Source organism: Luteimonas kalidii (assembly GCF_029887935.1).
In the GTDB taxonomy this organism is placed as follows: domain Bacteria; phylum Pseudomonadota; class Gammaproteobacteria; order Xanthomonadales; family Xanthomonadaceae; genus Luteimonas; species Luteimonas kalidii.
Genome location: NZ_JARXRO010000019.1, coordinates 1 through 18560 on the forward strand (window position 1 = coordinate 1; position 18560 = coordinate 18560).

Annotated in this window: 13 protein-coding genes and 1 tRNA gene; all 14 read right to left on the reverse strand. The window is 66.7% G+C overall.

The window, feature by feature from the left end; translation table 11 throughout:
• Positions 1 to 1191: an elongation factor Tu gene (tuf, locus tag QFW81_RS13380; protein ID WP_280577385.1), complete on the reverse strand. Its 1191-nt coding sequence runs from the start codon at positions 1189 to 1191 to the stop codon at positions 1 to 3.
• Between the two features lie 100 nt (positions 1192 to 1291).
• A complete protein-coding gene (gene fusA, locus QFW81_RS13385) occupies positions 1292 to 3388 on the reverse strand; it encodes an elongation factor G (RefSeq protein ID WP_280579453.1) in 2097 nt (698 codons plus the stop codon).
• Positions 3389 to 3569: 181 nt separating this feature from the next.
• Positions 3570 to 4037 (reverse strand): 30S ribosomal protein S7, encoded by a 468-nt coding sequence (gene rpsG / locus QFW81_RS13390; RefSeq protein WP_280579454.1) that lies wholly within the window; start codon positions 4035 to 4037, stop codon positions 3570 to 3572.
• A gap of 10 nt (positions 4038 to 4047) precedes the next feature.
• Positions 4048 to 4422: a 30S ribosomal protein S12 gene (rpsL, locus tag QFW81_RS13395; RefSeq protein WP_149104901.1), complete on the reverse strand. Its 375-nt coding sequence runs from the start codon at positions 4420 to 4422 to the stop codon at positions 4048 to 4050.
• 260 nt (positions 4423 to 4682) lie between these two features.
• On the reverse strand, positions 4683 to 8936 hold the full coding sequence (gene rpoC, locus QFW81_RS13400) for a DNA-directed RNA polymerase subunit beta' (RefSeq protein ID WP_280579455.1): 4254 nt from the start codon (positions 8934 to 8936) through the stop codon (positions 4683 to 4685).
• Between the two features lie 81 nt (positions 8937 to 9017).
• A complete protein-coding gene (gene rpoB, locus QFW81_RS13405) occupies positions 9018 to 13193 on the reverse strand; it encodes a DNA-directed RNA polymerase subunit beta (RefSeq protein WP_280579456.1) in 4176 nt (1391 codons plus the stop codon).
• Between the two features lie 357 nt (positions 13194 to 13550).
• Positions 13551 to 13922: a 50S ribosomal protein L7/L12 gene (rplL, locus tag QFW81_RS13410; RefSeq protein WP_280579457.1), complete on the reverse strand. Its 372-nt coding sequence runs from the start codon at positions 13920 to 13922 to the stop codon at positions 13551 to 13553.
• A gap of 77 nt (positions 13923 to 13999) precedes the next feature.
• Complete coding sequence (gene rplJ, locus QFW81_RS13415) at positions 14000 to 14524, reverse strand: 50S ribosomal protein L10 (protein WP_280579458.1); 525 nt, start codon at positions 14522 to 14524, stop codon at positions 14000 to 14002.
• Positions 14525 to 14921: 397 nt separating this feature from the next.
• Entirely contained in the window at positions 14922 to 15620 is a 699-nt protein-coding gene (gene rplA, locus QFW81_RS13420) for a 50S ribosomal protein L1 (protein ID WP_280579460.1), read from the reverse strand.
• Positions 15621 to 15624: 4 nt separating this feature from the next.
• Positions 15625 to 16053 carry a 50S ribosomal protein L11 gene (gene rplK, locus QFW81_RS13425; protein ID WP_280579462.1) on the reverse strand — a complete coding sequence of 143 codons (429 nt, stop codon included), beginning with the start codon at positions 16051 to 16053 and terminating at the stop codon, positions 15625 to 15627.
• A gap of 189 nt (positions 16054 to 16242) precedes the next feature.
• A complete protein-coding gene (nusG, locus tag QFW81_RS13430) occupies positions 16243 to 16815 on the reverse strand; it encodes a transcription termination/antitermination protein NusG (RefSeq protein ID WP_280579464.1) in 573 nt (190 codons plus the stop codon).
• A 17-nt stretch (positions 16816 to 16832) separates the two neighbouring features.
• Complete coding sequence (gene secE, locus QFW81_RS13435; RefSeq protein ID WP_280579467.1) at positions 16833 to 17213, reverse strand: preprotein translocase subunit SecE; 381 nt, start codon at positions 17211 to 17213, stop codon at positions 16833 to 16835.
• A gap of 18 nt (positions 17214 to 17231) precedes the next feature.
• Positions 17232 to 17307: transfer RNA gene (locus QFW81_RS13440), tRNA-Trp, on the reverse strand.
• Between the two features lie 200 nt (positions 17308 to 17507).
• On the reverse strand, positions 17508 to 18560 hold a 1053-nt coding region (gene tuf / locus QFW81_RS13445), incomplete at its 5' end, for an elongation factor Tu (RefSeq protein ID WP_280578333.1).

Below are 18560 nucleotides of genomic sequence, written 5' to 3' on the forward strand. Positions count from 1 at the left end.
TCACTTCAGGATCTTCGCCACCACGCCGGCGCCGACCGTGCGGCCGCCCTCGCGGATCGCGAAACGCAGGCCCTCGTCCATCGCCACCGGGTTGATCAGCGACACCACCATCTTCACGTTGTCGCCCGGCATCACCATCTCGGTGCCCTCCGGCAGCGTCACCGCACCGGTGATGTCGGTCGTGCGGAAGTAGAACTGCGGGCGGTAACCCTTGAAGAACGGGGTATGACGGCCACCCTCGTCCTTCGACAGCACGTACACCTCGGCCTCGAACTCGGTATGCGGCGCGATCGAGCCGGGCTTGCACAGCACCTGGCCGCGCTCCACGTCGTCACGCTTGGTGCCGCGCAGCAGCAGGCCGGCGTTGTCGCCCGCCTGGCCCTGGTCGAGCAGCTTGCGGAACATCTCCACGCCCGTGACCGTGGTCTTCTGGGTCGGACGGATACCGACGATCTCGATTTCCTCGCCCACCTTGATCACGCCGCGCTCGATACGACCGGTCACCACCGTGCCGCGGCCCGAGATCGAGAACACGTCTTCCACCGGCATCAGGAACGGACGGTCGATGTCGCGCTCCGGCTCCGGGATCCAGCTGTCCAGCGCCTCGACCAGCTTGATGATCGCAGGCACGCCGATGTCCGACTGGTCGCCTTCCAGCGCCTTGAGCGCCGAACCGTGGATGATCGGGGTGTCGTCGCCCGGGAACTCGTACTTGCTCAGCAGCTCGCGGACTTCCATCTCCACCAGCTCCAGCAGTTCGGCGTCGTCCACCATGTCCGCCTTGTTCAGGAAGACCACGATGTACGGCACGCCCACCTGACGGGCCAGCAGGATGTGCTCGCGCGTCTGCGGCATCGGGCCGTCCGCGGCCGAGCACACCAGGATCGCACCGTCCATCTGCGCCGCACCCGTGATCATGTTCTTCACGTAGTCCGCGTGGCCCGGGCAGTCCACGTGCGCGTAATGCCGGTTCGGGGACTCGTACTCCACGTGCGCGGTCGAGATCGTGATCCCGCGCGCCTTCTCCTCAGGCGCCGCGTCGATCGCGTCGTAGGCCTTGAACTCGCCGCCGAAACGCTCCGCACCGATCTTCGTCAGCGCCGCCGTCAGCGTCGTCTTGCCGTGGTCCACGTGGCCAATCGTGCCCACGTTCACGTGGGGCTTGGTGCGCTCGAACTTACCCTTTGCCATTTCTCAGAACTCCGTCATTCGTAGATGCGTGATGCCTGCATGCGTGTCCGCGGCCGGTGGGACGCGGCGGCGATCGCCACCGCGGCCCCGCCGCACCGGGTTACTTCTTCTTGACCACCGACTCGGCGATATTCGTCGGCGCTTCGGCGTAGTGGTCGAACTCCATGGTGAAGGTGGCGCGCCCCTGCGACATCGAGCGCAGCTGGGTGGCGTAGCCGAACATCTCGCCGAGCGGGATCATCGCGTTGATGATCTTGCCCGCCGGGCTGTCGTCCTGGCCCTGCAGGATGCCGCGGCGACGGCTCACGTCGCCCATCACGTCGCCCAGGTAATCCTCGGGCGTGACCACCTCGACCTTCATGATCGGCTCGAGCAGCACAGGCGAGGCCTTGGAGAAGCCTTCCTTGAAGCCCATCGAACCGGCGATCTTGAACGCCATTTCCGACGAGTCGACCTCGTGGTAGGAGCCGTCGAACAGCTTGACCTTGACGTCCACGATCGGGAACCCGGCGAGGATGCCGTTGGCCAGCGCCTCCTGGATGCCCTTGTCGACCGCCGGGATGTACTCCTTCGGCACGACGCCGCCCACGATCGCGTTCTCGAACTCGTAGCCGGTGCCCGGCTCCTGCGGCGAGATCTCCAGCCACACGTGGCCGAACTGGCCCTTGCCGCCCGACTGGCGGACGAACTTGCCTTCCTGCTTCACGGTCTTGCGGATCGTCTCGCGGTAGGCCACCTGCGGCTTGCCCACGTTCGCTTCGACGTTGAACTCACGCTTCATGCGGTCGACGATGATGTCCAGGTGCAGCTCGCCCATGCCGGAGATGATGGTCTGACCGGATTCCTCGTCGGTACGCACGCGGAAGGACGGATCCTCCTGCGCGAGCCGGCCCAGCGCCAGGCCCATCTTCTCCTGGTCGGACTTGGTCTTGGGCTCGACGGCCATCGAGATGACCGGCTCCGGGAAGGTCATGCGCTCGAGCACGATCGGCGAGTCCTGCGAGCACAGGGTGTCGCCGGTGGTGACGTCCTTCAGGCCCACCGCGGCGGCGATGTCGCCGGCCAGCACTTCCTTGATCTCTTCGCGGTTGTTCGAATGCATCTGCAGCAGCCGGCCGATGCGCTCCTTCTTGCCCTTGACCGAGTTCAGCACCTGGTCGCCCGCATTGAGGGTGCCGGAGTAGACGCGGAAGAACGTCAGCGAGCCCACGAACGGGTCGGTCATGATCTTGAAGGCGAGCGCGGAGAACGGGGCTTTGTCGCTGGGGTCGCGGCTCAGCTCCTTGGTCTCGTCGTCGACGTCCAGGCCCTTCACCGCCGGCACGTCGACCGGCGACGGGAGCAGGTGCACGACACCGTCGAGCATCGCCTGCACGCCCTTGTTCTTGAACGCCGAGCCGCAGAACATCGGCACGATCTCGGTCTTGAGCGTGCGCTCGCGCAGGCCGCGGATGATCTCATCCTCGGTGAGCTCGCCGCCCTCGAGGTACTTGTTCATCAGCTCTTCGGTGGCCTCGGCCGCAGCCTCGATCATGAACGCGCGCGCTTCCTCGGCCTGCTCCTTGAGGTCGGCCGGGATCTCGCGGTATTCGAAGTTCAGGCCCTGCGACGCCACGTCCCAGTGGATCGCCTTCATCTTGATCAGGTCGACCACGCCCTCGAAGCCCTCTTCCGCGCCGATCGGCACCTGCATCGGCACCGGGTAGGCGCCCAGCCGCGACTTCAGCTGGTCGCGCACCTTGACGAAGTTGGCGCCGGTGCGGTCCATCTTGTTGACGAACGCGACGCGCGGGACGTGGTACTTGTTGGCCTGCCGCCACACGGTCTCGGACTGCGGTTGCACACCGCCGACCGCGCACAGCACGAACACCGCGCCGTCGAGCACGCGCAGCGAACGCTCGACCTCGATCGTGAAGTCGACGTGCCCGGGGGTGTCGATGATGTTGAAGCGGTGTTCCTGCATGGACTTGTCCATGCCCTTCCAGAACGCCGTCGTCGCCGCCGACTGGATCGTGATGCCGCGCTCCTGCTCCTGTTCCATCCAGTCCATCGTCGCGGCGCCGTCGTGCACCTCGCCGATCTTGTGGCTCTTGCCGGTGTAGAACAGGATGCGCTCCGACGTCGTCGTCTTGCCGGCGTCGATGTGCGCCATGATGCCGAAGTTGCGGTAGCGTTCGATGGGGGTCGTGCGGGCCACGGGATTGCCTCAGATTCGATGCGGTGGGAAGTCCGCGCAATGCATCACGGGACTGTCGCGAAGGACTCGCTTCAATGGCCGAATGCCGCCTGGCGGCGGCATCTGGACATTGCGTGCGGCAGGGCCGCAGGTGGCACCGTAGATGGTGCCGCGGGGGCCGAAGCTCAAGCCCCCATGGGAATTACCAGCGGTAGTGCGCGAACGCCTTGTTCGCGTCCGCCATGCGGTGCGTTTCCTCGCGCTTCTTGATCGCGCCGCCGCGATTCTCGGAGGCGTCGATCAGTTCGGCGGCCAGCTTGCGCGGCATGGAGTTCTCGCCGCGCTTGCGCGCCGACTCGATCAGCCAGCGCATCGCCAGCGCCATGCGCCGCGACTGGCGCACTTCCACCGGCACCTGGTAGGTGGCGCCGCCGACGCGGCGGGACTTCACCTCGACCGACGGGGAGATGTTGCCGAGCGCCTTCTCGACCAGCTCGAGCGCGTTGCCGTTCTTCTCGCCGATCACGTCCATCGCGCCGTACACGATCTTCTCGGCGACGGACTTCTTGCCGCTCTTCATGACCATGTTGATGAAGCGCGCGATCGTGTCGCTGTGGTGCTTCGGGTCGGGCAGAACCGCACGCTGCGGGGTGTTTCCTTTACGCGACATTGTCTATTCCTCAGGCTTTCGGGCGCTTGGCGCCGTACTTGGAACGCGCCTGCTTGCGCTTGGCGACGCCGGCAGCGTCGAGCGAGCCGCGCACGGTGTGGTAGCGCACGCCCGGCAGGTCCTTGACGCGACCGCCGCGGATCAGCACCACGCTGTGCTCCTGCAGGTTGTGGCCTTCGCCGCCGATGTACGAGATCACCTCGTAGCCGTTGGTCAGGCGCACCTTGGCCACCTTGCGAAGCGCCGAGTTCGGCTTCTTCGGGGTGGTGGTGTACACGCGCGTGCACACGCCACGCCGCTGCGGGCAGTTGGCCAGCGCGGGAGACGTGCTCTTGTAGACTTCAGGGCTGCGCGGCTTGCGCACCAGCTGGTTGATCGTTGCCATCGTGTCGAAGGTTCTTGAGTTTCGGGGCGTACGCCCTCGTGAAAACGACGGCAGGCGGGTAAACCCTGCCTGCCGAGACGAAAAAGTATAGCCCGCGCGGACGGAAACCGTCAACGCGAGCCATGCTCCGGTCCCGTCACCGCGGTCGCCCGCGGCCGGACCTTCAGACTGCTCCCGCCCATCCTGGGCCGGACACGAGGCGCTCCCTGCGCCTCATTCCGGAATCTGGGCGGGCCACGGGGGCCCGCCGGGTTACCGCATCAGTTGCCGCCCGACTCCTCGCCCGATGCCTCGGCAGGGGCGTCCTCGAGCATGACCGCCGAGGCCTCCGCGGCCACCGGGGCAGCGGCCGCGCCGCCGCTCAACGCCTCGAACTCGGACTCGGTCAGGCCACTGGCCTGGGTCCGGCGCTTGGTGTGGTAGGCCAGGCCCGTGCCCGCCGGGATCAGGCGGCCGACGATCACGTTCTCCTTCAGGCCGCGCAGGCTGTCGCGGGTACCGCGTACGGCGGCCTCGGTCAGCACGCGGGTGGTCTCCTGGAACGAGGCCGCGGACAGGAACGACTCGGTCGCCAGCGAGGCCTTGGTGATGCCCAGCAGCACCGGCTCGACCTTGATCGGCAGCTCGTTGCGCGATCCGAGCTTCTGGTTCTCCTCGATCACGCGCTGGCGTTCGGCCTGCTCGCCGGCCAGGTAGCGGCTGTCGCCCGGGTCGGCGATCTCGACCTTGCGCAGCATCTGGCGAATGATCACCTCGATGTGCTTGTCGTTGATCTTCACGCCCTGCAGGCGGTAGACGTCCTGGATCTCCTTGGTCAGGTACGAGGCCAGCGGTTCCACGCCCAGCAGGCGCAGGATGTCCTGCGGGCTCGGCTCGCCGTCCACCACGGTCTCGCCCTTCTCCACGTGCTCGCCCTCGAACACGATGATCTGGCGGTACTTCGGAATCAGCTCCTCGTGCTCCTCGCCGTCGGGCCCCTTGATGATCAGGCGCTGCTTGCCCTTGGTGTCCTTGCCGAAGCTGACCACGCCCGACTTCTCCGCCAGGATGGCCGGATCCTTCGGCTTGCGCGCCTCGAACAGGTCGGCCACGCGCGGCAGGCCGCCGGTGATGTCGCGGGTCTTGGAAGCTTCCTGCGGGATCTTGGCGACCACGTCGCCCACGCCCACCGGGGCGCCATCCTGCAGGTTGACGATCGAGCGCGGCGGCAGCATGTACTGCGCCGGCAGGTCGGTGCCCGGGATGTTGAGGTCGTTGCCGTCCTTGTCGATGATCCGCACGATCGGGCGCAGGTCCTTGCCCTGCGAACCGCGGCGCTTGGGATCGCTGATCTCGCGCGAGGCCAGGCCGGTCAGCTCGTCGGTCTTCTCGACCACGGTGACGCCGTCGACGAAGTCCACGAAGCGGATCGAACCGGCCACTTCCGACACGATCGGGTGGTTGTGCGGATCCCAGTTGGCGACGGTCTGGCCGGCCTTGATCTCCGCGCCGTCCTTGACCGTGATGGTCGCGCCGTAGGGCAGCTTGTAGCGCTCGCGCTCGCGGCCGTGGCCGTCGAGCACCGAGAGCTCGCCCGAACGCGAGACCACGGTCAGGTTGCCGCTGGCGTGCTGCACCGTCTTGAGGTTGTTGAACTTGATCGAGCCGGTCGTCTTGACGGTGACGTTGTCGATCGCCGCCGCACGCGAGGCCGCGCCGCCGATGTGGAACGTACGCATCGTCAGCTGGGTGCCGGGCTCGCCGATCGACTGCGCGGCGACCACGCCGACCGCCTCGCCGTGGTTGACCAGGTGACCGCGGCCGAGGTCGCGACCGTAGCAGTGCGCGCACACGCCGAAGCTGCTGGCGCAGGTGATGGTGGAACGCACCTTGATCGACTGCACGCTGGCGTCTTCGAGCTTCTGTACCCAGGCTTCGTCGAGCAGCGTGTTGCGGGTGACGATCGGATCCTCGTCGTTGCCCGGCAGGAACACGTCCTCGGCCACCACGCGGCCCAGCACGCGGTCGCGCAGCGGCTCGACCACGTCGCCGCCTTCGACGATCGGGGTCATCATCAGGCCGGCGAGCGTGCCGCAATCGGTTTCGGTGATCACCACGTCCTGCGCCACGTCGACCAGGCGACGGGTCAGGTAGCCGGAGTTCGCGGTCTTCAGCGCGGTGTCCGCCAGGCCCTTGCGGGCGCCGTGGGTCGAGATGAAGTACTGCTGGACGTTCAGGCCCTCGCGGAAGTTCGAGGTGATGGGCGTCTCGATGATCGAGCCGTCCGGCTTGGCCATCAGGCCGCGCATGCCGGCCAGCTGACGGATCTGCGCCTGCGAACCACGGGCGCCGGAGTCGGCCATGATGTAGATCGAGTTCATCGACTTCTGCGCGACCTGCTCGCCCTTGGCGTTGGTCACGGTCTCGGTGCCGATGGCCTCCATCATCGCCTTGGCGACGCGCTCGTTGGTGCGCGACCAGATGTCGACCACCTTGTTGTAGCGCTCGCCGGCGGTGACCAGGCCCGACTGGTACTGCTGCTGGATCTCCAGCACCTCGGCTTCGGCCTCGCCCAGGATGCCCTTCTTCTCCGGCGGGATCAGCATGTCGTCGATGCCGATCGAGACGCCGGCGCGGGTCGCGAACGCGAAGCCGGTGTACATCAGCTTGTCGGCGAACACCACCGTGTCCTTCAGGCCCAGCTGGCGGTAGCAGCTGTTGATCAGGCGCGAGATGTTCTTCTTGGTCAGCTCGGTGTTGGCCAGCGCGAACGGCAGGCCGTCGGGCAGGATCTCGGCCAGCAGCGCGCGCCCGATGGTCGTGTCGACGATCGAGGTCTTCCGCTCGCGGTTGCCCTCCTCGTCGATCACCGTCTCGGTGATGCGCACCTTCACCTTGGCGTGCAGGCGGACGACCTTGTTGTCGTAGGCGCGCTTGACCTCGGCGATGTTGGCGAACGCCATGCCCTCGCCCGGGGTGTTCTCCAGCGCGCGGGTCATGTAGTACAGGCCGAGCACCACGTCCTGCGACGGCACGATGATCGGCTCGCCGTTGGCCGGCGACAGGATGTTGTTGGTCGACATCATCAGCGCGCGCGCTTCCAGCTGGGCTTCCAGCGAAAGCGGCACGTGGACGGCCATCTGGTCACCGTCGAAGTCGGCGTTGAACGCGGTGCAGACCAGCGGATGCAGCTGGATCGCCTTGCCTTCGATCAGCACCGGTTCGAACGCCTGGATGCCCAGGCGGTGCAGGGTCGGCGCACGGTTCAGCAGCACCGGATGCTCGCGGATCACCTCTTCGAGGATGTCCCACACCTCGGCCTCTTCGCGCTCGACCAGCTTCTTGGCGGCCTTGATCGTCGTGGCCAGGCCACGGCGCTGCAGCTTGGCGAAGATGAAGGGCTTGAAAAGCTCCAGCGCCATCTTCTTCGGCAGACCGCACTCGTGCAGGCGCAGGGTCGGGCCGACCACGATCACCGACCGGCCCGAGTAGTCCACGCGCTTGCCGAGCAGGTTCTGGCGGAAGCGGCCCTGCTTGCCCTTGATCATGTCGGCGAGCGACTTGAGCGGGCGCTTGTTGGTGCCGGTGATGGCGCGGCCACGGCGGCCGTTGTCCATCAGCGCGTCGACCGACTCCTGCAGCATGCGCTTCTCGTTGCGCACGATGATGTCGGGCGCATTGAGCTCCAGCAGGCGGCGCAGGCGGTTGTTGCGGTTGATGACACGGCGGTAGAGGTCGTTGAGATCGGAGGTCGCGAAGCGGCCGCCGTCCAGCGGCACCAGCGGACGCAGGTCCGGCGGCAGCACCGGCAGTACGGTCATGACCATCCACTCGGGACGGTTGCCCGACTCGACGAACGCCTCGATCAGCTTGATGCGCTTGGTCAGTCGCTTGAGCTTGGTCTCCGACCCCGTGGCGGCGATCTCTTCCTTCAGCTTCAGCGTCTCGGCCTGCAGGTCGATCGTGCGCAGCAGGTCGTAGACGGCCTCGGCGCCCATCGCGGCGTCGAAGTCGTCGCCGTGCTCCTGGCGCGCCTGCATGTACTGCTCTTCGGTCAGCAGCTGGGCGCGTTCCATCGGCGTCAGGCCTGGCTCGGTGACCACGAACGCTTCGAAGTACAGGATGCGTTCGATGTCGCGCAGGGTCATGTCCAGCATCAGGCCGATGCGCGAGGGCAGCGACTTGAGGAACCAGATGTGCGCGACCGGCGAGGCCAGGTCGATGTGGCCCATGCGTTCGCGACGCACCTTGGCCAGCGTGACCTCGGTGCCGCACTTCTCGCACACCACGCCGCGGTGCTTCATGCGCTTGTACTTGCCGCACAGGCACTCGTAGTCCTTGATCGGCCCGAAGATGGCGGCGCAGAACAGGCCGTCGCGCTCGGGCTTGAAGGTACGGTAGTTGATGGTTTCGGGCTTCTTCACCTCGCCGAACGACCACGAACGGATCAGGTCGGGCGAAGCCAGCGCGATCTTGATCGCGTCGAAGTCCAGCGCGGGACGCTGCTGGTTGAAGAGGTTGAGCAAATCTTTCATGTCTGTCTCCAGGATTGAGGAATCACGATTCGGTGCGGTGCGCCGCGGGAAGGGACCTGCCCTGCCCGCGCGTCACGCCCCTCAGTGCTCCTCAAGCTCCATGTTGATCGCCAGCGAGCGGATTTCCTTCACCAGCACGTTGAAGGACTCCGGCATGCCGGCGACCATCTCGTACTCGCCGTCGACGATGTTCTTGTACATCTGGTTGCGACCCTGCACGTCGTCGGACTTCACCGTCAGCATTTCCTGCATGGTGTAGGCCGCGCCGTAGGCTTCCAGCGCCCACATTTCCATCTCGCCGAAACGCTGTCCGCCGAACTGCGCCTTGCCGCCGAGCGGCTGCTGGGTGACCAGCGAGTACGGGCCGGTGGAACGCGCGTGCATCTTGTCGTCGACCAGGTGGTTGAGCTTGAGCATGTGCATGTAGCCCACCGTGACCTTGCGTTCGAAGGCATCGCCGGTGCGGCCGTCGAACAGCTGGGTCTGGCCGCTGGTCGGCAGGTCGGCGAGCTCGAGCATCTTCTTGATCTCGCTCTCGGCGGCGCCGTCGAACACCGGGGTGGCCATCGGCACGCCGTCGACCAGGTTCTTCGCCAGCGCGATCAGTTCCTCGTCGCTGAACTGCTTCAGGTCCACGCGCTGGGCCTGCATGTCCTTGTCGTGGTTGTAGATCTCGTCGAGGAACGCGCGCAGGTCGGCCACCTTGGCCTGGGCCTGCAGCATCTGGTCGATCTTCCGGCCCAGGCCCTTCGCCGCCCACCCGAGGTGGGTTTCGAGGATCTGGCCGATGTTCATGCGGCTCGGCACGCCCAGCGGGTTGAGCACGATGTCCACCGTCTCGCCGTTGGACATGTAGGGCATGTCCTCGACCGGCACGATCGTCGACACCACGCCCTTGTTGCCGTGGCGGCCGGCCATCTTGTCGCCCGGCTGGATGCGGCGCTTCACCGCCAGGTAGACCTTGACCATCTTCAGCACGCCCGGGGCGAGGTCGTCGCCCTGGGTGATCTTGCCGCGCTTGTCGGCGAAGCGCTTCTCGAATTCCTTCTCGTGCGCCTCGATCTGCTTCTGCGCGCGCTCGATCGCCTCGGCCGCGTCCTCGTCCTTCATCCGCAGCTGGAACCAGTCGGACTTTTTCAGGCCGTCGAGCACCAGCGAGGTGACGGTGTCGCCCTTCTTCAGGCCGGGCCCGCCGTTGGCGACCTTGCCCTGGATCTGCGAACGCAGGCGCGCGTAGATCGCCGACTCGAGGATCCGGAACTGGTCGTCGAAGTCCTTCTTGACGCGCTTGATCTCGGATTCCTCGATCTGGCGCGCACGCTTGTCCTTCTCGATGCCGTCGCGGGTGAAGACCTGCACGTCGATGACGGTGCCGTCCATGCCGGGCGGCACGCGCAGCGAGCTGTCCTTCACGTCGGACGCCTTCTCGCCGAAGATCGCGCGCAGCAGCTTCTCTTCCGGCGTCAGCTGGCTCTCGCCCTTGGGCGTGACCTTGCCGACCAGGATGTCGCCGGCGCGCACCTCGGCGCCGATGTACACCACGCCCGACTCGTCGAGGCGGTTGAGCGCCTGCTCGGAGACGTTGGGGATGTCGGCCGAGATCTCCTCCGGGCCCAGCTTGGTGTCGCGGGCGACGCAGGTCAGCTCCTCGATGTGGATCGTGGTGTAGCGATCCTCCTCGACCACGCGCTCGGAGAGCAGGATCGAGTCCTCGAAGTTGTAGCCGTTCCAGGGCATGAACGCGACCAGCATGTTCTGCCCCAGCGCCAGTTCACCGATGTCGGTGGACGGGCCGTCGGCCAGCACGTCGCCGCGCGCGACCACGTCGCCCACGTTGACCAGCGGGGTCTGGTTGATGCAGGTGTTCTGGTTCGAGCGGGTGTACTTGATCAGGTTGTAGATGTCGACGCCGGCATCGTGCTCGCCGGAGATCTCGTCTTCATGGACCTTGACCACGACGCGGCCGGCGTCGATCTGCTCGATCACGCCGCCGCGGCGGGCGTTCACCGTCACGCCCGAGTCGCGCGCCACGGCGCGCTCGATGCCGGTGCCCACGAGCGGCTTCTGGGCACGCAGCGTCGGCACGGCCTGGCGCTGCATGTTGGCGCCCATCAGCGCGCGGTTGGCGTCGTCGTGTTCGAGGAACGGCACCAGCGCCGCGGCGACCGACACGGTCTGCATCGGCGAGACGTCCATGTAGTGGATCTCGGCCGGTGGCTTGAGCAGGTTCTCGCCCTGGAAGCGGCAGGCGACGAACTGCGCGGTCAGCGCGCCCTTGGCGTCGGTGGTCGCGTTGGCCTGGGCGATGACGTACTCGTTCTCCTCGATCGCGGAGAGGAACTCGATCTCGTCGGTGACCTTGCTGTCCACGACCTTGCGATACGGCGTCTCGAGGAAGCCGTAGCGGTTGGTCCGTGCGAACACGGCCAGCGAGTTGATCAGGCCGATGTTCGGGCCTTCAGGCGTCTCGATGGTGCAGACGCGGCCATAATGCGTGGGATGCACGTCGCGCACTTCGAAGCCGGCGCGCTCGCGGGTCAGGCCGCCCGGGCCGAGGGCCGAGACGCGACGCTTGTGCGTGACTTCCGACAGCGGGTTGTTCTGGTCCATGAACTGCGACAGCTGCGAGGAGCCGAAGAATTCCTTGACCGCCGCCGCGACCGGCTTGGCGTTGATCAGTTCCTGCGGGGTCAGGCCGTCGGCCTCGGCCATGGTCAGGCGCTCGCGCACGGCGCGCTCCACGCGCACCAGGCCCACGCGGAACACGTTCTCGGCCATCTCGCCGACGCTGCGCACGCGACGGTTGCCGAGGTGGTCGATGTCGTCGACCACGCCGCGGCCGTTGCGGATCTCGGTCAGCACCTTGATCACGTCGAGGATGTCGGACATGGCGCCGAACTGCTCGCGCATGCGCACCGACTCCTCGTCCTTGCGCTCGGCGAAGTACTTGGCGTCGTACAGGACCGGCGCGCCGGTCACCTCGCGGCGGCCGATGCGGCGGTTGAACTTCATCCGGCCCACGGCCGACAGGTCGTAGCGCTCGAAGGCGAAGAACAGGTTGTGGAACAGGTTCTGCGCGGCGTCCTTGGTCGGCGGCTCGCCGGGACGCATCATGCGGTAGATCTCGACCAGCGCGTCGAGCTGGGTCTTGGTCGCGTCCACGCGCAGGGTGTTGGACAGGTACGGGCCACGATCCAGATCGTTGGTCCAGATCGTGCCGATGGCGTCGATCCCGGCCTTGCGCAGGGCCTCGAGCGTGTCCTCGTTGATCTCGTCGTTGGCCGAGGCGATCAGCTCGCCGGTCGAGGCATCGACCACGTCGTGCGAGAGCACGCGGCCGACCAGGTACTCGTCCGGCACGGCCAGCGCGGCGACGCCGGCGGCCTCGAGCTGCTTGACGTGGCGCGCGGTGATGCGCTTGCCGGCCTCGACGATCACCTTCTCGCCGTCGGCCAGGTCGAAATTCAGCGTCTCGCCGCGCAGGCGCTCCGGGATCAGCTCCAGCTGCACACCCTCGCCCTCGGGCAGGATGTGGAAGGTGTTGATCTCGAAGAACTCGTTGAGCATCTCTTCGTTGTTGTAGCCCAGCGCGCGCAGCAGCACGCTGACCGGCAGCTTGCGGCGGCGGTCGATGCGGGTGTACAGCGCGTCCTTCGGGTCGAACTCGAAGTCCAGCCACGAGCCGCGGTAGGGGATCACGCGCGCGGAGAACAGCAGCTTGCCCGAGCTGTGGGTCTTGCCGCGATCGTGGTCGAAGAACACGCCCGGCGAGCGGTGCAGCTGGGAGACGATGACGCGCTCGGTGCCGTTGACGATGAAGGTGCCGTTGTCGGTCATGAGCGGGATCTCGCCCATGTAGACCTCCTGCTCCTTCACGTACTTGATGGCCTTGTTGGACGACTCGCGGTCGTAGATCACCAGGCGCACGGTCACGCGCAGCGGCGCGCCGTAGCTCATGCCGCGCTGGCGGCACTCGCGCTCGTCGAACACCGGCTCGCCCAGCTTGTAGCCCACGTATTCCAGCGCCGCGTAGCCGTTGTAGCTGACGATCGGGAACACCGACTTCAGGGCGGCGTGCAGGCCCTTGTCGTCACGCTTGTTCTGGTCCTTGTCGGCCTGCAGGAACTCGCGGTAGGAATCGACCTGGATCGCGAGCAGGAACGGCACCTCGAGGATCGAGCGGCGCTTTCCGAAGTTCTTGCGGATGCGCTTCTTCTCGGTGAACGAGTAGCTGGGCTGGTGTTGGGACGTCGTCATGGGGAGCTGATGCCTCAGTCTTGGCACCGCGCGCACGCGGTGCCGGGAAAACGAAAAGTTGTCACTGGACAGTCGCTGGTATTGCCGGCACCAGCACGCCTTCTCCCGCTACTGACCACTGACAACTGCGAACTTCTGAACAGGTGCCGTCGATACGAACCGCTTGAACGACCGAAGGCCGGGGGCTTCCGCCCCCAGCCCCGGTGCCGCCTTCATGCCCGCGAATGCGGGATTCCGGCGGCATCTTCCGCGATGTGCACTCGGATGAGAGCCAATCGTTACCTCTGTGATCCCCGCATGCGCGGGGATGACGTTCCGGCGGCCACGCGCACCGGTGGGTGCGCGCGGGCCGTCACATCACTTGACCTCGACGGTCGCGCCAGCCGCTTCCAGGTCCTTCTTGAGCTTGGCGGCGTCGTCCTTCGAGGCGCCTTCCTTGACCGTGCCACCGGCTTCGGTGAGGTCCTTGGCTTCCTTCAGGCCCAGGCCGGTGATCGCGCGGACCACCTTGATGACCTCGACCTTCTTCTCGCCGGCCGACTTCAGCACGACGGTGAACTCCGTCTGCTCCTCGACCGGGGCGGCGGCGGCGGCCGGACCGGCAGCCACGGCCACCGGGGCGGCGGCGGAGACGCCGAACTTCTCTTCGAACGCCTTGACCAGCTCCATCACCTCGACGAGGGTCTTGCTGCCGATGGCTTCCAGGATTTCTTCGTTGGAAAGGGACATTGTGATTTACCTTGATTGATTGGTTCGAAAACGTGTCGTCGGATCGCGTTCGTCGCGAACTGCGCTCACTCGGGACTTCAGGCTGCCTTCTGCTGGCCGACCGCGTTGATCACGCGGCCGGTCTGCACGGCGGGCTCCGAAAGCACGCGGGCCAGCATGGTGGCCGGCTGCGCGATCAGGCCCACCAGCATGGCCAGTGCCTGCTCGCGGGTCGGCAGAGACGCCAGGACATCCACGTGGGAGCCCGGGTACTTCTGCCCACCCAGCGAAACCAGGCGCGGCTTCAGCTTGTCGGCGGTCTTGGCGAAGTCCTTGATGAGGCGGCCGGCGGCGCCGGGGTCTTCCTGCGAGAAGGCGTACAGCAGCGGGCCGGTCAGCTCGTCCTGGATGACGGCGTAATCGGTCCCTTCCACCGCGCGCGAGACCAGCGTGTTCTTGGCTACCTTCAGGAACACGCCCGTTTCGCGGGCCTTCTTGCGCAAGCCGGTCAACTGCTCGACCGTCAGACCCGCGTACTCCGCGGCGACCAGCGAGTGCGCCTTGCCGGCGACCTCGGCCAGTTCGGCAACGACTTCCTTCTTCTGGTTCAGATTCAGAGCCATTGCGCTTCCTCTCTTGCTTCAATTCCGTCCCCTCGCACCTACGCGGGGACAGGCCATGGGCCGCACCGGTCCTTCGATGCGGGGAACGCCCTGGGGCGCTCCGGTTGGCGGCCGTTTCCAAAAACCGATCGAACCAATCTCTGGAGGGGCGGCGACCATCTGCGCGGGCCCTTTCGTGCGGAGGCACTCCGGGATTAAGCGGTCTGTTCCACAACGACGGCGATTCCGTGCCATGCCGAGCTTCCATGCCCGTCGCCGTTGCGGCGTCGACCGCGCCTGCGGTCTTTGACGGCTCGCTCCGGCAGGTGCCTCGGCGATGCCCTCAAATGCTTGCTCGATGCCGCCCGCGGGGGCGACACCGTGTTCCGTTCCCGCGCGCCTCGCGCGGGTCGATCCGTTACTTCAGGCTCAGCGACGACTGGTCGACGGTGATGCCGGGACCCATGGTCGAGCTGACCGAGATCTTCTGCAGGTACTGGCCCTTCGACGTCGCCGGCTTGGCCTTCACCAGGTCGGCCAGCAGCGCGGTCAGGTTCTCCTTCAGGCGCTCGGCGTCGAAGTCGGCCTTGCCGATCGTGCAGTGGATGATGCCGGCCTTGTCGGTGCGGTAGCGCACCTGGCCGCCCTTGGCGTTCTTCACCGCCTCGCCCGGGTTCGGGGACACGGTGCCGACCTTCGGGTTCGGCATCAGGCCGCGCGGGCCCAGCACCGTGCCGAGCTTGCCGACCACCCGCATCGCGTCCGGCGTGGCGATGACCACGTCATAGTTCAGCTCGCCGCCCTGCATGCGCTCGGCCAGGTCATCCATGCCCACCGCATCGGCGCCCGCGGCCAGCGCCTCGTCGGCCTTCGCGCCGGCCGGAGCGAACACCGCCACGCGTACCGACTTGCCGGTGCCCTGCGGCAGCACGGTCGAGCCGCGCACCTGCTGGTCGGACTTCTTGGCGTCCACGCCCAGGCGGACGGCGACGTCCACGGCCTCGACGAACTTGGCCTTGCTGTGGTCCTTGACGATCTTCAGCGCCTCGTCGATGGCGTAGGCCTTGCCCGGCTGGACCGCGGCCTGGCTGCTCTTCTGTCGCTTGTTCAGTGCCATGTCCTCAGCCCTCCACCGTCAGGCCCATCGAACGGGCGGAGCCCGCGATGGTGCGTACCGCCGCGTCCAGGCCGGCCGCGGTCAGGTCGGGTTCCTTCGCCTTGGCGATCTCTTCGAGCTGCTTGCGGGTGACCTTGCCCACCTTCTCGGTGTTGGGCCGCTTGGAGCCGGAGGTGACGCCGGCCGCCTTCTTCAGCAGCACCGTGGCCGGCGTGCTCTTGGTGATGAAGGTGAACGTGCGGTCCGAATACGCGGTGATGATCACCGGGGTCGGCAGACCGGGCTCGAGCTTGGAGGTCGCGGCGTTGAACGCCTTGCAGAACTCCATGATGTTCAGGCCGCGCTGGCCCAGGGCGGGACCCACGGGCGGCGAGGGGTTGGCCTGCCCGGCCTTCACCTGCAGCTTGATGTAACCGACGACTTTCTTTGCCATTGCTGTGGACTCTCCGGGTGCAAGCGCCGTTCAGGCTCCCCATCGGGCCGGGAGAATCACGCGTCCCGGCATCGCGTTGCCCCTTCCACGCGAAAGGCCGCGCATGCGGCGGCCAGCGGGATCGCCCGGCTTCCCGGGGCGGGGAGCCGGCTAGTATAGCGGGTTTCCTGGCCGGAAGTCAGCCCCGGCTCAGGCCTTCTCGACCTGCCCGAACTCCAGCTCGACCGGGGTCGAGCGGCCGAAGATCAGCACCGCCACGCGCAGGCGGCTCTTCTCGTAGTTGACTTCCTCGACCACGCCGTTGAAGTCGTTGAACGGGCCGTCCACCACGCGGACCATCTGGCCCGGCTCGAACAGCACCTTGGGACGCGGCTTCTCGACGCCTTCCTGGACCCGGTCCAGGATCGCCGCGGCCTCCTCGTCCCGGATCGGCAGCGGGCGGTCGGCGGTCCCGCCGATGAAGCCCATCACCTTCGGGGTTTCCTTGACCAGGTGCCAGCTCTCGCTGTCCATCCGCGGGATGCCGCCCTCGTCGTGGGTGACGATCTGCACCAGCACGTAACCGGGGAAGAACTTGCGCTCGGAACGGCGCTTCTGGCCGGAGCGCATCTCCACCACTTCCTCGGTCGGGACCAGCACGTCGCCGAACTTCTCCTGCATCTCCGCGCGGGCGATGCGGTCGCGCAGCGCCTGCGCCACCGACTTCTCGAAGCCGGAATAGGCGTGCACCACATACCAACGCTTGTCGCCTTGCGCTTCCATCAGGTCAATATTCTCCGTCATTGGGCCAGGAACAGCTTCACCAGCCACTGGATGACCGTGTCGAATCCGGCCAGCATCAGCGCGATCAGGATCACCACGATGATCACGACCCAGGTCATGCGCATGGCCTCCTGGCGTGTCGGCCAGACCACCTTGCGCAGCTCGAAACGCGACTCGGACAGGAACTCGCGGGTCTGGTGGCCCTTGCCGCTGGTCATGAAGACCGCGACGCCCGCCAGCACGCCGACGACCACCGCGGCGACCCGCGCCGCGCCGGGCCACTGCCCTTCGAACCAGTAGAAGGCGAACACCCCCGCAGCGACCAGCAGCAGCGCCAGCGCGTACTTGACCATATCGCCCGCGGAGGCGGTCCCGGGTTGCTCGACTCTGCTGTTCACTCGACTCGCTACTCTGGGTGGCACGCCAGGAGGGACTCGAACCCCCAACCTGCGGTTTTGGAGACCGCTGCTCTGCCAATTGAGCTACTGGCGTATTGCTTCGATCCGACCGTCGGCTGGACCACTGGTTCCGTAAACGGCGACGGCGGCTCGCGCCGCCTCGCCTTTGCCTTGCTGCCCTTGCGGGGCGGAGTTCCGCGAAGTCGCCGGATCCCAACTCCGCACGCTGGATCCCCGCGGGCGCGGGGCGGCCTTCCACAGCAGCGCGCGCCTGAAGCGCGCGCCGGTGTCAGGTCACTTCAGGATCTTCGCCACCACGCCGGCGCCGACCGTGCGGCCGCCCTCGCGGATCGCGAAACGCAGGCCCTCGTCCATCGCCACCGGGTTGATCAGCGACACCACCATCTTCACGTTGTCGCCCGGCATCACCATCTCGGTGCCCTCCGGCAGCGTCACCGCACCGGTGATGTCGGTCGTGCGGAAGTAGAACTGCGGGCGGTAACCCTTGAAGAACGGGGTATGACGGCCACCCTCGTCCTTCGACAGCACGTACACCTCGGCCTCGAACTCGGTATGCGGCGCGATCGAGCCGGGCTTGCACAGCACCTGGCCGCGCTCCACGTCGTCACGCTTGGTGCCGCGCAGCAGCAGGCCGGCGTTGTCGCCCGCCTGGCCCTGGTCGAGCAGCTTGCGGAACATCTCCACGCCCGTGACCGTGGTCTTCTGGGTCGGACGGATACCGACGATCTCGATTTCCTCGCCCACCTTGATCACGCCGCGCTCGATACGACCGGTCACCACCGTGCCGCGGCCCGAGATCGAGAACACGTCTTCCACCGGCATCAGGAACGGACGGTCGATGTCGCGCTCCGGCTCCGGGATCCAGCTGTCCAGCGCCTCGACCAGCTTGATGATCGCAGGCACGCCGATGTCCGACTGGTCGCCTTCCAGCGCCTTGAGCGCCGAACCGTGGATGATCGGGGTGTCGTCGCCCGGGAACTCGTACTTGCTCAGCAGCTCGCGGACTTCCATCTCCACCAGCTCCAGCAGTTCGGCGTCGTCCACCATGTCCGCCTTGTTCAGGAAGACCACGATGTACGGCACGCCCACCTGACGGGCCAGCAGGATGTGCTCGCGCGTCTGCGGCATCGGGCCGTCCGCGGCCGAGCACACCAGGATCGCACCGTCCATCTGCGCCGCACCCGTGATCATGTTCTTCACGTAGTCCGCGTGGCCCGGGCAGTCCACGTGCGCGTAATGCCGGTTCGGGGACTCGTACTCCACGTGCGCGGTCGAGATCGTGATCCCGCGCGCCTTCTCCTCAGGCGCCGCGTCGATCGCGTCGTA